Here is a 17330-nt window from a genome sequence, read left to right as displayed (position 1 = left end):
GATTTCGATGGTCGGTTGACGGACATGGCCCGGCGGCCGACACGCACGGGCATGACCCAGATCCTGCTGATCGAGGACGATGCGGTGACCGCCGATGAAATCCGGCTCGAGCTGACATCGGCGGGCCATGGCGTCACGCACCGGGGGACGCTGGCCGAGGCGGCATCGGTCGCCCGCGCCGGCGGCATCGACCTGCTGATCGTCGACCGCCAGCTGCCCGACGGCGAGGGGCTGGTGCTGATCGAGACGCTGCGCGGCGAGGGGCGGCGCACGCCGGCGCTGGTGCTGAGCGCGCTCGGCAGCCTGGACGATCGCGTGCGCGGCCTGCGCGCTGGGGGTGACGATTATCTGGCCAAGCCGTTCGCGCTGGTCGAGCTCGTCGCGCGGGTCGAAGCGCTGCTGCGCCGGCCGGATGAAAGCCGCGACACCCGCCTGATCGCCGGGCCGCTCGATCTCGACCTGCTCGCCGGACGCGCGACGCGCGGCAACCGACCGCTCGAGCTGCTGCCACGCGAATTCAAGCTGCTCGACTATCTCGCGCGCCGCCCCGGCCGGATCGTGACGCGGTCGATGCTGCTGCAGGACGTCTGGGGCTATACGTTCGAACCGAACAGCAACGTCGTCGACGTGCATATCGGGCGCCTGCGTCGCAAGGTCGATGCCGAGGGCGAGGTTCAGTTGATCCGCAATGTCCGCGGCCAGGGTTATATCCTTGATCTTCCCCACTGACCCGCGCCGCCGCGCGACATGGCGATGGGGCGGCGCGCTTGCCGCGCTGCTGATGCTGCAGTCGCTGGCGCTCGCCGCCGCCTTCTGGGCGCTTGCCAACGGCAGCCACCGGCGGGCGATCGAACATGCGCTCGCCGATGATTGCACCTTCTTCCGTCTCACCCCGCCCGAAGAGCGCGGCGAGGAACTGCGCGAGAAGCTCGCGCGCGATATCCACCGCGACCGGTTCCTGGGCCTGTTCGACGCCAGAGGCGCGCTAATCGCGGGCAATGTCGCCCGGCTGCCCGCCGAAACGCCCGCCGGGGCATCGTTCGTCGCCGACGTCGCGCCGACGGAACTGCCGGGGAAGCGCATCGACCAGGCGCGCGTCACCGTCTGCCCCCTGTCGGGAGACATGCGTCTGCTGGCGGGCGTGGACCTCGACGACACCGAAGAGGCGCTGCGCCTCGTCTGGCGGTCGCTGCTGCTCGGGCTGGTGCCGGGGCTGGTGCTCGCGCTGGGCTTCGGGCTCGTCGCTGGGCGCCGCGCCGCGCGCCAGGTCGACACCGTGCGGCGGCTGACGGAGCGGATCATGTCCGGCGATCTCACGCAGCGCCTGCCGGTGGCCGCGCACCCCGACAGCTTCGGCGTGTTGTGCGCGCACATCAACACGATGCTCGACCGGTTGCAGCTGCTGATCACGGACATGCGCGGTGTCGGCGACGACATCGCGCACCAGATGCGCACGCCGCTGACGCGCCTTCGCGCGCGGCTCGATCGCGGCCTGCGCGACGCCTTGACCGCGCAGGATTTCGCCGCGGTCGCCGACCAGGCGCTGGTCCAGGTCGATGCCCTGCTCGGCATCGTCGCCGCGCTCCTCCGCCTGCGCGAACTGGAGGACCACGCACGCCGCAGCCGTTTCGCGCCGGTCGATCTGGCGACCCTCGTCGACGACGCGTGCGATCTCCATCGCCCCTTGGCGGAGGATCGCGGGATCACGCTTGCGTGCGATCTGACACCCGTCGGCACCGTCGATGGCGATGCGAGCCTGCTGATGGAGGCCATCGCCAACCTCATCGACAATGCGATGAAATTCGGTCCGCCTGGCGGCACCGTGCGCGTCGTGCTGACCGCCTCCGGCGAGGGCCCGGTCGTCACCGTCGCCGACGACGGGGCGGGTATTCCCGCCGACGAACGCGCGCTCGTCACGCAGCGTTTCTATCGTGTCCGCACCGACCGGGAAGGCGCGGGGCTTGGCCTCAGCCTCGTCAAGGCCATCGCCGATCTCCATGGCTTCAGGCTGCGCTTCGCGGATAGCGAAAGCGCGGTGTCGCTGATCTGCACGCGATGACGGCCGACGCGCGGACCTCGGGTGCGCCTCGCCGCGTTGAACCGGCATGAGCGACGACATGGAACACAATGCGCGGCATCGTGCGGTGCCGAGCGGACGCCTCGCGCGGCTTGGCGGCTTCGGCCGGCTGGCGGGCGGCGTCGCGGGCGGCATGCTGGCGGAGGGGGCGCGACGGCTCGCCGCGGGCGAGCGCCCGCGGATGAGCGACCTCGTCCTGACCCCCGGCAATGCCGCGCGGGTCGCCGATCGCCTGTCGCATCTTCGCGGCGCGGCGATGAAGCTGGGCCAGATGATCTCGATGGACGCGGGCGACATGCTGCCGGCGGAATTGTCGACGATCCTCGCCCGGCTGCGCAACCAGGCCTATCGCATGCCGCCCGCGCAGCTCGACCGCGTGCTGCGTCAGGAATGGGGCGCGGACTGGCGACGCCGCTTCCGTCATTTCGATGCCGCGCCGATCGCCGCCGCCTCCATCGGACAGGTTCATCGCGCGACGATGCCCGACGGGCGCGTTCTGGCGATCAAGGTGCAATATCCGGGCGTTGCGGACAGTATCGACGCCGACGTCGACAATGTCGCGACGCTGCTGCGCGTCTCCAACCTGCTTCCGAACAGCATCGACATCCGTCCGCTGCTCGCCGAGGCCAAACGGCAGCTGGCGGAGGAAGCGGACTATACCCGCGAGGGCGAGCAGCTGCGCCGCTATCGCGATCGGCTGGCGGGGGATGCCCGCTATGTCGTGCCGGCGCTCGAACCCGCGCTCACCACGCGCCGCGTCCTCGCGATGGATTTCGTCGAGGGCCGGCCGATCGAGGCGCTGGCGGAGGCGGATCAGCCCGCACGTGACGCCGCGATGACGGCGCTCGTCACGCTCGTCCTGCGCGAGCTGTTCGACTTCGGGGTGATGCAGACCGATCCCAACTTCGCCAATTACCGCTGGCAGCCGGAAACGGGCGCGCTCGTCCTGCTCGATTTCGGTGCGGCGCGCGACGTGCCGGGCGACACCGTCGCTGCCTATCGCCGTCTGATCGAGGCCGGACTGGCGCGCGACCGCGCCCGCATCCGCGAGGTCGCGATCGAGACAGGCTTCCTCGGCGCGGCGGCGGCGGCGCGGCACCGCGCCTCGGTCGACCGGATGATCGCGGCGATCGACGATGCGCTCAATCGGCCGGGGCCGTTCGACTTCGGCGATCGCGCCTTCGTACCGGTGGTGCGGGAGGAGGCGAAGGACATGATAGCCGACCGCGACACCTGGCACGTGCCGCACGTCGAGACGTTGTTCGTCCAGCGCAAGGTGAGCGGCACCGCGCTGCTCGCCGCCCGGCTCAAGGCACGCGTCGACGTACGCGGTCTGGCCGCCTCGGCCATCGGTCGCTGACCGCGCATCGGAGCGCTTCGCGCGTCCCGGCGTTGTGATGCCATGACAAACGAAGACGAACGCTGGATGCGCGAGGCGATCGCGGTCGCCCGGTCGAAGGGCTCCGATCCGGCGAGCTCGCCGCTCGGATCGGTGATCGTGCTCGACGGCCGCATCATCGGCGCCGAGCGAAACCAGACCGAGGAACTGCCGGACGCGACGGCGCATGCGGAGATGATGGCGATCCGCCGGGCGTGCGAAGCGACGGGGGCGCTCGAGCTGCGCGGCGCGACGCTTTACTCGACGCTCCAGCCGTGCGGCATGTGCACGATGGCGTCGATCTGGTCGAAGGTCGGGCGCGTCGTGTACGGGGCCGGCCGAGAGGACGTCCACCCCATGTATTTCGAGGCTCGACATGTCGACACGTTGTCGTTCATAGCCGACGCCTATCGCGACGATATCGTCATCGAGGGCGGCTGCCTGCGCGAGGAATGCGCGACACTCTATTATCCGCCCGACGCCGACCTGCCCAAGGAAGAGCAGGCCAATCTTTAGGATGCGATCCCGCGAAGCTGAACCGGCCTCACTTCCACCCGGCCGCCCGTTCACGATATGCCGAGTGGGTTGCCGGGCGAGGGGAGGGGATCGGTACCGCTTTCAGTCGATCTGACTTCAGCTTCGCCGCAACCGCCCGCGGAAGAGGCCGCGCTTGAACAACGGCTCGAACATCTCGGCCGGCCCTTCGGGGTCCAGCACCTCGTTGTCCGCGAGCCATTTCTCGACCTTGGGCAGATCGGGCACCTGATACGGCCGTAGCGTGCGGCCAGGCCCGCGCAGCCGCTCGATCGTCTCGATCAGCGACCCCGTTTCCGCAAGGACCGCGGACACGCGTTCGGGCGCGACGTCGAGATGTTCGGCGATCAGGTCGTCGCGCACGCTCGCGATCGTCGCGGCCAGATCCTGACCCGGATTGTCCGACGCATCCAGCACCACGTCGCATTCGGTATCGAGCCGCAGCGAGCGGTTGTTGATGTTCGCCGACCCGATCCGCAACTGCGTGTCGTCGATCACCGTGATCTTGGCGTGGCAATAGATCGCCGCGCCGCCGCGCGTATAGGGGTGGTACAGGCGCAGGCGCCCATGCCGGTCGCGGCGGCGCAACGCCTCGACCAGCCGCGCGCGTGCGGTGTCCATCGCCAGCGGCTCCAGCCAGCCCTGTGCGCTTTCCGGATTGACGATGACGATCTCCGGCCCGTCCGCCTCGTCGAGCCGCGCCGCGATCGCCTCCGCGATGCGCCGCGACGCGAAATACTGGCTCTCGCAATAGATGTAGCGGCGCGCGCTGCGGATCTGGTCGAGGAACAGCGTCTCCACCTCGTGCACCGCGGACTGGTCGGCCATCTCCGGGCGCGTGCGCGCGATGCCGATCGTCACGTCCTCGCACAGCGGCGTCAGCGACGTCGGCCAGCACGGCCCCTTCGCTTCGATCGGGGCGAGGACGTGGCCGGTCGCGACGCGCCACCGCTCGCGCGCGAGCTCGCCCAGCGCCGCCGCCGCCGGGCCCGTGATCGCGGTCGTCGCGTCGTGCCATGGCTTGTAGGGCTTGCCCGACGGGGTTTCCCGGCCGGGATCGTCGTCACGATGCGATCGCGTGTCCCAGCGTTCCGCGGTCATGTCGATGCCGCCGCAGAAGGCGAGGCAGTCGTCGATCGCGACGATCTTCTGATGATGCGACGATCCCGTCGGATGGTGGCCGTCGAGCTTCACATGGATGCGCGGGTGGCGCATCCACTTGAGCACGGTGAAGGCGGTGGTGCCGCGGAACAGCCCCTTCAGCGCGCCGATGTCCCAGCGCAGCAGGTACAATTCCAGCGCGGGATTGCGCTCGACCAACCAGTAGAGGAACTTGCCGATCACCTCCGGCCCCTCCAGCGTCTGGCCGCTGCCCGCGAGCCGGATGCGCGCATCGAAATCCCAGCCGATCAGCATGATCCGCCGCTCCGCCTGCAGCAGCGCCTCGCGCGCGACCGCGAAATAGCGGTCGGCGTCGATCACCACCGCGAACCGGTCGGCTTGGTCGTTGCGCCACACGGAGCGGCCGGGATCGGGCATAGGCGGTTCAGCGTCCATAGATGCGGTCGAGGACCTCGGCGCTTCGCGCGAAATCTTCGGCCGCGGGGTCGAAATGCGGATCGGCGGCAAGGGCTTGTGCCCAGACCGCCGCCGACCGCGCGCCCCAGGGATCGGGGAACGTGGCCAGTTCGCGCGCTTGCGTACCGATGAAATGCTGCGCGGTGAAGTCGTAGAAGGAGCCGCCGACGTTGCGAAAGCCCGCGCCGCCTTCGGTGCCGTAGAAATGCGCAGAAATCACCGCATCCTGTCCTGCGTTGAGGTTCCAAGAGCAGGCGAGCCGCACGTCCGCGCCCCCCGCCCGGAAGCGCGCGCTGGCATAATCTTCCACGCCGTCCGGGCCGAGCGGGCGCCCCTTCGCGAACAGTGCGGCCGATACGTCGTCGACCTCCGGAAATGCCAGCGCCCACAGCGCGAGATCGACCAGATGCACCCCCAGGTCGACGACGCAGCCGCCGCCGGATTGCCTGCGGTCGAAGAACCATGGCTTTCCCGGGCCATAGGCATTGTGGAAGGTCATATCGACCGCGAATATCTCGCCCAGCGCGCCGTCGCGGATCAACGGGCGGATCGCCTGCATCGCCGCCGTATGTCGATACGACAGGTCGACGCCGAGCAACCGGTCGGCCGCGCGCGCCGCCGCGATCACCGCCCGCGCTTCCGCGGCGTCGCGGCCCAGCGGCTTCTGGCAGAAGACCGCGAGGCCAGCCTCCAGCGCTCGTATCGATTGCGCGGCGTGCAGGGCGCTCGGCGTGGCGATGACGACGGCATCGAGATCCTGCGCCAGCATCGCGTCGAAATCGTCGGCGACGCGCGCGGCGGGCGCGACCGCCCGCGCTTCGCCGACGCATTCGGGCGACGGGTCGCACACGCTTGCCGCCTCGATCGCCCCGGTCGCGATCATCGCCGCCATGCGATGGCGGCCGATCCAGCCCGTGCCCAGAAAGCCCACGCGCGGCCTGTTCATTGCTCGATCCTCCGACACATCCGTCCTCCGCCGCGGCGAGGGTGCGTCACGCCATCATGACCAGCGCCTTGACGAAGCCGCCAGGCTTGTCGCGGGTCGCATCCAGTGCCTCGCCGAGTCCCTCCAGCGGGTATCGGTGCGTATAGAGCGGCGTAGGATCGAGCCGGCCGCCCGCCACCGCGTCGATCGCCTCGCGCAGGCCGCGCATCTGTACCGCGGGATCGCGTTCGTGCGCGTTGACGACGTCGATGCCCTTCCAGTTCCAGTCCTGCATGTTGACCTGCCGCGGGCCGTCCTGATGATAGCCGGCGATCACGAGCCGTCCGCCGAACCCGACCAGCGCGCTCGCGAGGTCGAGCGGCCATTGCTTGCCGACCGCCTCGATCACGCGCGTGCACATGGCGTCCCCGGTAAGGGCCTTGACGCGATCGATGATCGCCCAATGGTCATCCATCACGATCGTCTCCGCCGCGCCATAATGACGGGCGAGGTCCAAAGTCTCCTGCCGGCGCGAAATCGCAATGACCTTCGCGCCCGCCTCGGTCGCGAGCCGGGTCAGCACCGCGCCCAGGAAGCCGATGCCGACAATCGCGACCCACTGGCCCGCCTCGATGGCGCTGCGGCGGAAGATGTTGAATGCGCAACCCAGCGGTTCGCCGGGAAACGGCTGGCCGGCGAGCGCCTCCGGCAGGCGCGCGACCATGTCCGCGCGCGCGACGTCATGCTCGGCGAAGCTGCGGTAGGAGAGGGCGGCGACACGATCGCCCACCGCCAGTCCGGCGACGCCGCTACCGAGCGCGTCGACGACGCCCCAGCCCTCGTGCCCCAGTCCCCCCGGCTCGCCGGGATAGTCGAACCACGGCAGCCCCGCCCAGGGTTCGAGGTTCGACGCGCAGACGCCGCAGCCTTCCAGCCTCAGGCGGACTTCCCCCGGACCGGGCTCAGGTCGCGGGGCCACGACCACGTCGATCTGGCCGGGGGCACTTAACACCGCTGCTCTTATCCTTGGCGCAACCATCTGATCCAACATCAATTCATCATCCATGATCGAGCCCGGAATGACCTCGACGCTGCAAGCCAACATCGCGCGGTTGACCGATCGTGCGGCGCGGGAGAAGGCGGCGGCGCCATGGCCGGCGCGCGTCGCCGATCGCATCACGGCGTTCACCGGATCGATGACCTTCGTGCTGCTGCACCTCGTGGTGTACGGATTGTGGGTCGTCGCCAATCTCGGGTGGCTGCCGGCGGTGCCGCGGTTCGATCCGACCTTCGTCATCCTCGCGTCCGAGGCGTCGGTGGAAGCGATCTTCCTGTCGACCTTCGTCCTGATCAGCCAGAACCGCATGGCGGCCGCCGCCGATCGCCGTGCCGATCTCGACCTCCATATCAATCTCCTCGCGGAGCACGAGCTGACGCGGCTGGCCGGCCTCGTGGCGCGGGTCGCGGCGGCCGTCGGCGTGCCGATCGAGGACCCCGCCGACCAGGAGATCCAGCGCGATGTCGCGCCCGAGCAGGTGCTCGACGCACTGGACGCGCGCGATCATTCGGCGGCGACCGCGGCGGGCCGTGACGGGGCGTAGCGATCGATCATCCACGCACAGAAGTCCGCAAAGGCCTGCGGATCGCGCGCCGCGCTGGTGTGATGCGGCTGAATGCCGAGATGTTCGGGCGTGAAGCAGAAGGTGACGGTCACGTCGAAGTCGGCGAGCGCCTCCATCTGGCGATCGAACCAGTCGACCGCGTTCGGACGGAAGCTGTCCGCCCAGCTGAGACCCGTGCGCAGCTGCTTCGTGCCGAGCCGCTTCATCCAGGCGACGGCATCGTCCAGGCGCGGGTCCTCGAAGTGGAACCACTGCATCAGCCCCATGCGGTCGGCGACCGCGGCATAATCGTCGAGCGCAGGCTTGGGCGTGCCGTCCTCCCGGATCAGCCCCATGTAGAAATGGCGGTAATAGCTGGACCCTTCCGCCTCGCGATGTCGCGTCGTCGCGCCCCAGGCATGCGGCAGATCGTACAGCGAATACCAGAAAGTGCGCGGGACGCGATCGAGCAAGAGCTCGGCGGTGCGCTTCAGGCCGAACACCTGCACCTCCTCCGCGCCGAAGCTACCCACGCCCACCTCGGTCGCCCAGATCGGCTTGTCGGGGCATACCGCCTCGATCTCCGCGATCTTGTCGGGCCAGGCGTGGATCGGCCACAGGTTCCAGTCGAGCGGGAAGCCGTGCACGGCCACCACGTCGACCGCATCGAGTGCGCCATGCCCCCGCATCCTTTGCACCCAGCCCGGATCGATCGGACTCATCCCGCCGAGCACGCGGGTGACGGCCGGATTGACGTCGCGGATCGCGCCGCCGGCGCGGATCACCAGATCAGCGAAGCGCGACCAGTCGGGATCGACCTCCGGATCCCAGTGCGACTTGTTGTTCGGTTCGTTCCAGATCATCGCGGCTTCGATCATGCGGGCTCCTCCTGCGGCGTGGTTGCGGGATAGACGGCCGCCGGGCCGTATTCCGCGTAAGGAACGGGCGCGGTGCGGCAGAGGTAGACCTCCGGTTCCGGCTGGCCGAGGATCGCGAAGCCGCTGGCGCGCAGCATCGCGCGGCTGCAGGCGGCATTGGGGGCCCACCAATTGGTCCAGTCGCCGGCGAACGCGCGTTCGATGAAGTGCATCCTGGGATAGCCGGGCGCATCGAAATAGGCGGGCGGTTGGTGCGTGCCGGGAACGTGGAAGGGATGGTCCTCCGGCACCGGCTCGATCGCCTCGCTGCCCTGCTGCATCGTCTGGAACAGCATCAGGTCGCCGGCGACATGCTCCCGGATCAGGTCGAGCGCGAGCAGCGGGTGGCGCAGGTGGTAGAGCACGCCCATGAAGATGACGAGGTCGAACCGCTCGCCCAGCGCCGCCACGTCGTAGACGGAGAGGTTGCGCAGTTCGACGTCGCCATATCCCAGCGTATCCGTCGTCAGCCTGGCCTGCGCGAGATATCGGTCATCGCAGTCGATCCCGAGGACGCGCGCCGCGCCGCGTCGCTTCATCTCGATTGCATAGAAGCCGGCGTTGCAGCCGATGTCGAGTACGCTCTTGCCCGTCATGTCTGCGGGCAGGGCATCGGCGAAACGCGCAAACTTGAAGCTGGGATAGTCGCCCAGGAAATGATCGGGCGCGGTGCGGATGCCATGACCGAGATCGATGTTGTGGAACCAGGGGGCCAGCCGACCTACCTCCGCGCGCAGAGTGTCGGGGGTCATGCGGCGATCCTTTCGTTGAGGCTGTGCAGATGGCCGCCCCAATCGCCCACCGCGACGCGGCTGACCGAGGCGGGGTCGACCGCGAAACGGACGACCTGCGACAGCGGGAGGCCGATGACGTCCGCCACCGCTGCACGGATCATGTCGGAATGCGTGACGAGCGCGATCGTCGCGCCGTCGGGACTCGTTGCGGCGATCCCGCGCATGTGGCTCGCGATGCGGGCCTGTGCCTCCGCCATCGTCTCGCCGCCTGGAATGCGCGCGGTGCCACGCTCCGTGTTCCAGCGGTCCCATGCCGTCTGGCCGGCCAGATCGGCGAAGCACGCGCCCGTCCAATCCCCCATGTCGATCTCGATGAGGGCATCCGATTCTTGCGGTGCCGGAGCGCCGATGGCCGAGGCGATCGCCTCGGCCGTCTGCCGCGTCCGCTCCAGCGGGCTGCATTCGATCCGGTCGATGGACGTATTCGCGAGGGCGCGGCCGAGTGCCGCGGCCTGTTCCATGCCGGCCACACTCAGCGGGACGCCGGTCAATCGCCCCGACAGCCTTTTGTCGAGATCGACGTGCGCCGCATGTCGAATGAGCAGAAACGTGACCGTCAACCGCCGCTCCCCCCGCGAGTCCCTCATCGATGTTATTGACATCGGTTAGGAGGTTTGTTGCCTAAGTGACTAGGAACAAAGAAGAAGAACCTTCGTTCCGTTATCGTGACAAATGTTTTGCACGATGGGAGTGGCGCCTGGTGAGCCGATCAGACACAATCGCAGCAACGCTGTCCTTTATCTCAATCAATGTACGCTTCCGTGCGCAGGCGCGCGGGGCATGACGGAGACCGTTCTGATCACGGGCGGGGCCGGGTTCATCGGCCGCTTCGTCGCCGACGAGCTGCTGCGGCGGGGCAATCGCGTGCGCGTGCTCGACAGTCTGATCCCCCAGGTCCACGGCGACGTCGATCGTCCGCCGCTCCTGTCCGTCGAGGTCGAACTGATCCGCGGCGACGTCCGCGATGGCGACACCGTCGCGCGGGCGCTGCACGGTGTCGACAGCGTCGTTCATCTCGCCGCGGAAGTCGGCGTAGGCCAGTCGATGTATGAGGTGGAGCGGTACACCTCCACCAACGACGTCGGCACCGCGGTGCTGTTCGAGCGGCTGATCGATCAGCCCGTCCGCCGCGTCGTCACCGCATCCTCGATGTCGATCTATGGCGAGGGACTGTACCGCGACGCTGACGGCGCGCTGCGCGAGGATGTCGAGCGCGGTATGGTACGCGACGGCATGGCCGACTGGGATCCCGTCGACGGCGAGGGGCGGCGGCTGTCGCCCGTGGCGACGCCCGAATGGAAGCGGCCCAATCTCGCCTCGATCTATGCGCTCAACAAATATGTCCAGGAGCGCACGACGCACATCATGGCGCGGCCTTATGGCATCGAGGGCGTCTGCCTGCGCCTGTTCAACGTCTACGGCCCGGGACAGGCGCTCTCGAATCCCTATACCGGCGTCCTCGCGATCTTCGCCTCGCGCCTGCTCAACGGTCAGCGACCGATGATCTTCGAGGATGGAGAGCAGCGTCGCGACTTCGTCCACGTCACCGACGTCGCCCGCGCCTTCGTCGATGCACTCGTCCTGCCGCAGGCGGCGGGCGAGACGTTCAACATCGGCTCCGGCCACGACCGGTCGGTCACCGAAGTCGCACAGGCGCTGGCGCAGGCGATGGGCCGCAACGACATCCAGCCGGACATCGTCGGCAAGGCGCGGATCGGCGATATCCGCCACTGTTTCTGCGACACGACGCTGGCGGCGGATCGACTGGGGTTTACCGCGCGCGCGGACTTCATCGCCGGTCTCGCCGAGCTGGCCGAATGGGTCGGGGCGCAGACGGCGGAGGACAGGGTAGGGCAGGCACGCGCCGAGCTCGAGAAGAGAGGATTGGTCGCGTGAGGGCGTGCGCTACGATCCGCCGCCAGGCTCCGGACGCTTGCGTGAACGCCCATCAGCTCGCAACCGGCGTGCTGTGGGGCGTGTTAGCATGACCGGGGCGCCGATCCTCGTCACGGGCGGCGCCGGCTTCATCGGCAGCAACATCGCCGACCGACTGGCGGGCGAGGGCCATGACGTCATGGTCTACGACCGCCTGTCGAGGCCGGGTGTCGAACGCAACCTCGCCTGGCTGCAGGACCGTCACGGCGGCAGGGTCACCGCGATCCGGGCGGATGTCCGCGACGCGGACGCCTTGTCCCGCGCCGTCGCGGAGGCGCAGGCGGTATTCCACATGGCGGCACAGGTCGCGGTGACCACCAGTCTCGACGATCCGCGCGAGGATCTCGAGATCAACATCCTCGGCACCTTCAACCTGCTCGAGGCGCTGCGCCGCAAGGGGCAGGGGACGCCGCTCGTGTTCGCGTCGACCAACAAGGTCTATGGCGATCTGGCCGATCTCGCCTTCGCGCGCGAGGGCGAGCGATACGTGCCGCTCGACCGGGAGGTGCGCGACCATGGTGTGGGCGAGGGGCGCCCGCTCGACTTCCACACGCCCTATGGCGTGTCGAAGGGGTCGGCGGATCAATATGTCCTCGATTACGCGCGCAGCTACGGCATACCCGCCGCCGTCCTCCGGATGAGCTGCATCTACGGACAGCGCCAGATGGGGACGGAGGATCAGGGCTGGGTCGCCCACTTCCTGATCCGGGCGCTCGAGGGCCAGCCGATCACGCTCTACGGCGACGGTTGCCAGGTCCGCGACATCCTCGACGTGTCGAACGCGGTGGAGGCCTATTGCAACGCCTGGCGCCGGATCGATCGCGTCGCCGGCCGCGCCTTCAACCTGGGTGGCGGCCCCGCCAACGCCATTTCGCTCCGCCGGTTGCTGGCGCATATCGGCGACCTGATCGGCCGCGAGGTGGAGGTACGCTTCTCGGACTGGCGGGCCGGGGACCAGCGCTATTTCGTCGCCGACACGCGCGCGGCGGAGACCGCGCTCGGCCTTTCGCCCAAGGTGGGCTGGCGCGACGGCGTTGCGGCGCTGGCGCAATGGCTCGCGGTCGAGCGCGAGCTGAACCGGCCGATCCTCGCGCCGGCGCCGATCGTGCAGGCGGCGGGATGAGGCTGCTCGTCACCTCCGACGCGGTCGGCGGCGTCTGGGAATATACCGTCGAACTCGCGCACGCACTGGCGCGCGGTGGGATCGAGGTGATCGTGGCCTGCCTTGGGCCACCGCCCAGCGCGTCCCAGCGCGCAATGATCCGGCCCGACGACCACCTCGGGGCGGATGCGCAGGTCGGGTCGGTGACGCTGATGGAAACCGACCTGCCGCTCGACTGGCTCTGCGCCGACGCGGCGCCCGTGCTCGCCGCAGGACAGGCGATCGCCGCGCTCGCGGCCGCGCTGGACGTCGATCTGGTTCAGCTCAACATGCCGACGCTCGCGGCGGCCGGACCGATGCCGGTGCCGACCATCGCCGTCACGCACGGGTGCGTCGGCACCTGGTGGGAGGCGGCGAGGCCCGGCGTCCCGCTCGCGCGCGACTATCGCTGGCACAGTGTGCTGACCGCCACCGGGCTGCGCGCGGTCGATCGCGTGGTCGCACCCAGCGCGGCCTATGGCGCGATCGTCCAGCGCCGCTACGGCCTCGCGGAGGCGCCGGTCACCGTGCACAACGGGCGCAGCCCGCTCTGCCTGGATGAGCCGGACGCGCCGCCCGGCGATCTTGCGCTCACCGTCGGCCGGCTGTGGGACGGGGTCAAGAACGCCGCCTTGCTCGATCGGGTCGCGGCGCGCCTGCCGATCCCGTTCCTGGCCGCCGGCGCGGTTCGCGGGCCGCATGGCGAGACGGTACGTCTCGACCACCTGCGGCCGCTAGGGCAATTGTCCGCCGCGCAACTTGGCGGCCACCTGGCCCGGCGACCGATCTTCGTGTCGGCGGCGCGGTTCGAGCCCTTCGGCCTCGCCGTGCTGGAGGCGGCGCAGGCCGGCTGCGCGCTCGTTCTGTCCGACACCCCCACGTTTCGCGAATTGTGGGAGGAGGCCGCTCTCTTCGTGCCGCTCGATGCGCAGGGCGAGGATCATGCCGCCTGGTGTGACGCGATCGAGGCGTTGATGCTGGACGCTGCGCGCCGCCGGGATCTGGCCGCCGCCGCCCGCGACCGCGCCGCGCGCTACACGCCCGCCGCCACCGCCGCCCGCATGCTCGCGCTCTATCGCGAACTGATCGCCGCACGTCCGTCCGCCAGCAGGGTCGCCGCATGAACATCGTCTATTTCACTCACAGCCTCGCCTCGTGCTGGAACCACGGCAACGCGCATTTCCTGCGCGGCGTGATCAGCGAACTGATCGACCGAGGCCATGACGTACGGGTCTATGCGCCCGAAAACGGCTGGAGCCTCGTCAACCTGCTCGCGGACCATGGCCCGGAGGGGCTCGATCCCTATCGGGCCGCCTATCCGGAACTCAACTCGGTCAGCTATCCGGAGGACGCCGATGTCGAGGCGCTGGTCGATGGCGCGGATCTGGTCATCGTGCATGAATGGAATGCGCATAGGGTGGTCGCCGACCTGGGCGCGCTGCGGGCGCGCGGCGCACGCTGGACCCTGCTGTTCCACGACACGCATCATCGCGCGGTCAGCGCACCGGCGGAGATGCGCGCCTACGACCTGTCCGGCTATGACGGCGTACTCGCGTTCGGCGAGACGCTCAGCGAGGTCTATCGCGGCTGGGGATGGGGCGGCCGCGTCTGGACGTGGCACGAGGCGGCCGACACGCGCCGCTTCCGCCCGCCCGCGCTGGAGGGCATTCGCGAGGGCTTGGTCTGGATCGGCAACTGGGGCGACGGGGAGCGGACCGAGGAACTCGAACGCTTCCTGTTCGCGCCGGCGCGCGAGGCGGGCCTGCCGCTCGACGTCTATGGCGTCCGCTATCCGGACGAGGCCCGCGCGACCCTCGCCCGCTACGGCGCGCATTATTACGGATGGGCGCCCAACGCCGCCGCGCCCGCCTTGTTCGCGAGCGCGCTCGCCACCGTCCATGTGCCGCGCCGCTATTATGCGACGCTGCTGCCCGGCATCCCGACGATCCGCGTGTTCGAGGCGCTCGCCTGCGGCATTCCGCTCGTTTCGGCGCCCTGGTCGGAGACGGAGGGACTGTTCCGCATCGGCGAGGACCTCCTGATGGTCCGTTCCGGCGACGAGATGGCCGATGCGCTGCGTCTGCTGCGCGACGACGCCGATGCGCGTGCCGCGCTCGCCAAGGCGGGCCTGGAGACGATTCTCGCCCGCCACACCTGCGCGCATCGCGTCGACGAACTGCTCGCCATCGTCGCCAGGATCGCCGCCCATCCCGCAAAGGACGCCGCATGAAGATCGCCTTTTACGGCTCCAGCCTCGTGTCGAGCTACTGGAACGGCGCGGCCACCTATTATCGCGGCATGCTGAAGGCGCTGCACGCGTGCGGCTATGACATCACCTTCTACGAGCCCGACGCCTTCGACCGGCAGCAGCATCGCGATATCGACCCGCCGCCCTATGCCCGCTCGGTCGTCTATCCCGCGACGACCGATGGCCTGAACGCTGTCCTGGCGGAGGCGGGCGGGGCGGACATCGTCGTCAAGGCGAACGGCGTCGGCGTATTCGACGCGGAACTGCTTGACGGCATCGTCCGCCATGCGCGACCCGGTGCGTTGCGCCTGTTCTGGGATGTCGACGCCGCCGCGACCCTCGACGAGATGCGCGCCGACGCCGGTCATCCCGTACTTCGCGCGCTGCCGCATCTGGACATGGTGCTCACCTATGGCGGCGGCCCCCCGGTGGTGGAGGCCTATCGCGGCTTCGGCGCGGCGCGGTGCGTGCCTGTCTACAATGCGCTCGACCCCGACACGCATCATCCGGTGTCGCGCGACGAACGCTTCGCGTGCGACCTCGCCTTCCTCGGCAACCGGCTGCCCGACCGCGAGGCGCGGGTGGAGGAATTCTTCCTCAAGCCCGCCGCGGCGCTGCCGCATCAGAGCTTTCTGATCGGTGGCAACGGCTGGGAGACGAAGGCCATGCCCGGCAACGTCCGCCACCGCGGCCATGTCTACACCGCCGAGCACAACGCGTTCAATTGCACGCCGCGCGCCGTGCTCAACGTCGCGCGGGATTCGATGGCGCATATCGGCTTCTCGCCCGCGACCCGCGTGTTCGAGGCGGCGGGCGCCGCGGCCTGCCTCATCACCGACGACTGGGTGGGGATCGAGCAGTTCCTGAAGCCGGACAGCGAAATTCTGGTCGCCCGCGACGCGCAGGACGTCGCCGACCATCTTGCGGCGCTGACTCCGGGACGGGCGGAGGCGATCGGGCGCGCCGCGCTGGCGCGCGTGCTGGCCGAACACACCTACGACCTTCGCGCGCGCGACGTCGATATGCTGTTCCGCCGCCATCTGATGGAGGTTGCGGCATGAAGCTGGTCGTGCTCGGCCTCAGCCTCGCATCGTCATGGGGCAATGGCCACGCCAACACCTATCGCGCACTGCTCGCCGCCTTCGCGGCGCGAGGGCACGACATAGTGTTCCTGGAGCGGGAGGTGCCATGGTATGCGGGCGACCATCGCGACCTTCCCGAACCGGGCTTCTGCCGCTTCTTCTATTATCGCGACCTCGAAGACCTCGACCGATGGCGCGCGGAGATCGCGACCGCGGATGCGGTGATCGTCGGCAGCTATGTTCCGGACGGCGTCGCGGTCGGTCGCCATGTCCAGCGCGTCGCGCGCGGCGTCACCGCCTTCTACGACATCGATACCCCCGTGACGCTCGCAAAGCTCGCGCGCGGCGACTTCGAATATCTCGCGCCCGACGTCATCCCCGGCTACGATCTGTATCTGTCCTTCACCGGCGGGCCGACGCTCGCCCGTCTCGAGCGGGAGTTCGGCAGCCCGAGGGCACGGGCGCTCTACTGCTCCGTCGACAGCCGGGCCTATCGCCCGCGCGACGTTCCCGTCCGCTGGGACCTTTCCTATCTCGGCACCTACAGCGACGATCGACAGCCGACGCTGAGGCGGCTGCTGATCGATGTTGCGCGCGCCTGTCCGGATCGTCGCTTCGCCGTCGCGGGGCCACAATATCCCGCGACGATCGACTGGCCTGCGAATGTCGAGCGGATCGCGCACCTGCCGCCGGCCGAGCATGCCGATTTCTATTCCGCGAGTCGCTTTACCCTCAACGTCACCCGTGCCGACATGATCGAGGCCGGCTGGTCGCCCTCCGTACGGCTGTTCGAGGCCGCCGCCTGCGCGACCCCGATCATCTCAGACCGCTGGCACGGGCTGGACCAGTTGTTCGCGCCCGACCGCGAGATCATCCTGGCGGATACGACGGACCAGGTGATCGCCGCGCTGGCCCGCGATGCGACGGCGATGGGCCATGCCGCTCGCGCCCGCGTGCTCGCCGCGCATGACTCCGATCACCGGGCAGTCGAACTCGAAGCGCATCTGCGCGAGGCCATCGACGGCAAGGCGCGGACGGATCGGCCGTCGCGCGACCGGTTAAGATCGCCGGCCACCGCGCCGGTCGAGCGCGTTTCGGTCTAGCGGCTTTGGGCTTCGAT

At 69.2% G+C, this 17330-nt stretch carries 17 protein-coding genes; 11 read left to right on the top strand and 6 right to left on the bottom strand.

Features of this window, described 5'->3' with window-relative positions:
• The first annotated feature begins 51 nt into the window (after positions 1-51).
• The 4 genes from RF701_RS04910 to RF701_RS04895 are packed head-to-tail and all read left to right on the top strand — an operon-like array spanning position 52 to position 3971.
• The gene (locus RF701_RS04910) at positions 52-729 is read left to right on the top strand and encodes a response regulator transcription factor (RefSeq protein ID WP_308814267.1); all 678 of its coding nucleotides are present in this window, start codon (positions 52-54) and stop codon (positions 727-729) included.
• Positions 713-2059 (top strand): ATP-binding protein, encoded by a 1347-nt coding sequence (locus tag RF701_RS04905; RefSeq protein WP_308814266.1) that lies wholly within the window; start codon positions 713-715, stop codon positions 2057-2059. Before RF701_RS04910 ends, RF701_RS04905 begins: the two co-directional genes overlap by 17 nt.
• Before the next feature lie 46 nt (positions 2060-2105).
• A complete protein-coding gene (locus tag RF701_RS04900) occupies positions 2106-3437 on the top strand; it encodes an AarF/ABC1/UbiB kinase family protein (protein WP_308814265.1) in 1332 nt (443 codons plus the stop codon).
• A 42-nt stretch (positions 3438-3479) separates the two neighbouring features.
• Positions 3480-3971, top strand: a complete 492-nt coding sequence (locus tag RF701_RS04895; protein ID WP_308814264.1) for a nucleoside deaminase — start codon at positions 3480-3482, stop codon at positions 3969-3971.
• A 117-nt stretch (positions 3972-4088) separates the two neighbouring features.
• On the opposite strand, the gene RF701_RS04890 is transcribed toward RF701_RS04895, so the two are convergent.
• From RF701_RS04890 to RF701_RS04880, 3 genes are read right to left on the bottom strand one after another with little or no spacing between them, the layout of a single operon-like run.
• A complete protein-coding gene (locus RF701_RS04890; protein WP_308814263.1) occupies positions 4089-5528 on the bottom strand; it encodes a phospholipase D-like domain-containing protein in 1440 nt (479 codons plus the stop codon).
• 7 nt (positions 5529-5535) lie between these two features.
• Positions 5536-6513 carry a Gfo/Idh/MocA family oxidoreductase gene (locus RF701_RS04885; protein WP_308814262.1) on the bottom strand — a complete coding sequence of 326 codons (978 nt, stop codon included), beginning with the start codon at positions 6511-6513 and terminating at the stop codon, positions 5536-5538.
• Between the two features lie 46 nt (positions 6514-6559).
• Positions 6560-7504 (bottom strand): zinc-binding dehydrogenase, encoded by a 945-nt coding sequence (locus RF701_RS04880; protein WP_308814261.1) that lies wholly within the window; start codon positions 7502-7504, stop codon positions 6560-6562.
• A gap of 52 nt (positions 7505-7556) precedes the next feature.
• Here RF701_RS04880 and RF701_RS04875 point away from each other — a divergent pair, with 52 nt between their 5' ends.
• Positions 7557-8093, top strand: a complete 537-nt coding sequence (locus RF701_RS04875) for a DUF1003 domain-containing protein (RefSeq protein WP_203310901.1) — start codon at positions 7557-7559, stop codon at positions 8091-8093.
• Here RF701_RS04875 and RF701_RS04870 read toward each other — a convergent pair.
• Genes RF701_RS04870 through RF701_RS04860 form a run of 3 tightly spaced genes read right to left on the bottom strand, consistent with a single transcriptional unit; the run spans position 8054 to position 10364 of the window.
• The gene (locus tag RF701_RS04870; RefSeq protein WP_308814260.1) at positions 8054-8971 is read right to left on the bottom strand and encodes a beta-xylosidase; all 918 of its coding nucleotides are present in this window, start codon (positions 8969-8971) and stop codon (positions 8054-8056) included. The two genes, RF701_RS04875 and RF701_RS04870, sit on opposite strands and share 40 nt — an antisense overlap.
• Positions 8968-9762 (bottom strand): TIGR04290 family methyltransferase, encoded by a 795-nt coding sequence (locus tag RF701_RS04865; protein ID WP_308814259.1) that lies wholly within the window; start codon positions 9760-9762, stop codon positions 8968-8970. Before RF701_RS04865 ends, RF701_RS04870 begins: the two co-directional genes overlap by 4 nt.
• Positions 9759-10364 carry a histidine phosphatase family protein gene (locus RF701_RS04860; RefSeq protein WP_308814258.1) on the bottom strand — a complete coding sequence of 202 codons (606 nt, stop codon included), beginning with the start codon at positions 10362-10364 and terminating at the stop codon, positions 9759-9761. Before RF701_RS04860 ends, RF701_RS04865 begins: the two co-directional genes overlap by 4 nt.
• A gap of 220 nt (positions 10365-10584) precedes the next feature.
• On the opposite strand from RF701_RS04860, the gene RF701_RS04855 reads away from it, so the two are divergent.
• From RF701_RS04855 to RF701_RS04830, 6 genes are all read left to right on the top strand, one after another.
• Positions 10585-11700, top strand: a complete 1116-nt coding sequence (locus RF701_RS04855; protein ID WP_308814257.1) for an NAD-dependent epimerase/dehydratase family protein — start codon at positions 10585-10587, stop codon at positions 11698-11700.
• Positions 11701-11788: 88 nt separating this feature from the next.
• Positions 11789-12862 (top strand): SDR family NAD(P)-dependent oxidoreductase, encoded by a 1074-nt coding sequence (locus RF701_RS04850; RefSeq protein WP_308814256.1) that lies wholly within the window; start codon positions 11789-11791, stop codon positions 12860-12862.
• Complete coding sequence (locus RF701_RS04845; protein WP_308814255.1) at positions 12859-14004, top strand: glycosyltransferase family 4 protein; 1146 nt, start codon at positions 12859-12861, stop codon at positions 14002-14004. The genes RF701_RS04850 and RF701_RS04845 overlap by 4 nt, the downstream gene beginning before the upstream one ends.
• Entirely contained in the window at positions 14001-15110 is a 1110-nt protein-coding gene (locus tag RF701_RS04840; RefSeq protein ID WP_308814254.1) for a glycosyltransferase, read from the top strand. The genes RF701_RS04845 and RF701_RS04840 overlap by 4 nt, the downstream gene beginning before the upstream one ends.
• Positions 15107-16189, top strand: a complete 1083-nt coding sequence (locus RF701_RS04835) for a glycosyltransferase (RefSeq protein WP_308814253.1) — start codon at positions 15107-15109, stop codon at positions 16187-16189. Before RF701_RS04840 ends, RF701_RS04835 begins: the two co-directional genes overlap by 4 nt.
• Positions 16186-17313, top strand: coding sequence for a glycosyltransferase (locus RF701_RS04830; RefSeq protein ID WP_308814252.1), 1128 nt, complete (start codon positions 16186-16188; stop codon positions 17311-17313). The genes RF701_RS04835 and RF701_RS04830 overlap by 4 nt, the downstream gene beginning before the upstream one ends.
• The last annotated feature ends 17 nt before the right edge of the window (positions 17314-17330 follow it).

Source organism: Sphingomonas sp. GV3, assembly GCF_031082075.1.
In the GTDB taxonomy this organism is placed as follows: Bacteria; Pseudomonadota; Alphaproteobacteria; order Sphingomonadales; family Sphingomonadaceae; genus Sphingomonas; species Sphingomonas beigongshangi.
This window is presented reverse-complemented; position numbering and strand designations above follow the sequence as displayed.

Bases quoted from the DNA above. Each gene is read 5' to 3' on its own strand.
- RF701_RS04835 (WP_308814253.1), top strand. From the start codon at position 15,107: ATGAAGATCGCCTTTTACGGCTCCAGCCTCGTGTCGAGCTACTGGAAC.
- RF701_RS04845 (WP_308814255.1), top strand. From the start codon at position 12,859: ATGAGGCTGCTCGTCACCTCCGACGCGGTCGGCGGCGTCTGGGAATAT.
- RF701_RS04900 (WP_308814265.1), top strand. From the start codon at position 2,106: ATGAGCGACGACATGGAACACAATGCGCGGCATCGTGCGGTGCCGAGC.
- RF701_RS04830 (WP_308814252.1), top strand. From the start codon at position 16,186: ATGAAGCTGGTCGTGCTCGGCCTCAGCCTCGCATCGTCATGGGGCAAT.
- RF701_RS04840 (WP_308814254.1), top strand. From the start codon at position 14,001: ATGAACATCGTCTATTTCACTCACAGCCTCGCCTCGTGCTGGAACCAC.
- RF701_RS04875 (WP_203310901.1), top strand. From the start codon at position 7,557: ATGATCGAGCCCGGAATGACCTCGACGCTGCAAGCCAACATCGCGCGG.
- RF701_RS04890 (WP_308814263.1), bottom strand. From the start codon at position 5,528: ATGCCCGATCCCGGCCGCTCCGTGTGGCGCAACGACCAAGCCGACCGG.
- RF701_RS04910 (WP_308814267.1), top strand. From the start codon at position 52: ATGACCCAGATCCTGCTGATCGAGGACGATGCGGTGACCGCCGATGAA.
- RF701_RS04865 (WP_308814259.1), bottom strand. From the start codon at position 9,762: ATGACCCCCGACACTCTGCGCGCGGAGGTAGGTCGGCTGGCCCCCTGG.
- RF701_RS04885 (WP_308814262.1), bottom strand. From the start codon at position 6,513: ATGAACAGGCCGCGCGTGGGCTTTCTGGGCACGGGCTGGATCGGCCGC.
- RF701_RS04895 (WP_308814264.1), top strand. From the start codon at position 3,480: ATGACAAACGAAGACGAACGCTGGATGCGCGAGGCGATCGCGGTCGCC.
- RF701_RS04850 (WP_308814256.1), top strand. From the start codon at position 11,789: ATGACCGGGGCGCCGATCCTCGTCACGGGCGGCGCCGGCTTCATCGGC.
- RF701_RS04855 (WP_308814257.1), top strand. From the start codon at position 10,585: ATGACGGAGACCGTTCTGATCACGGGCGGGGCCGGGTTCATCGGCCGC.
- RF701_RS04870 (WP_308814260.1), bottom strand. From the start codon at position 8,971: ATGATCGAAGCCGCGATGATCTGGAACGAACCGAACAACAAGTCGCAC.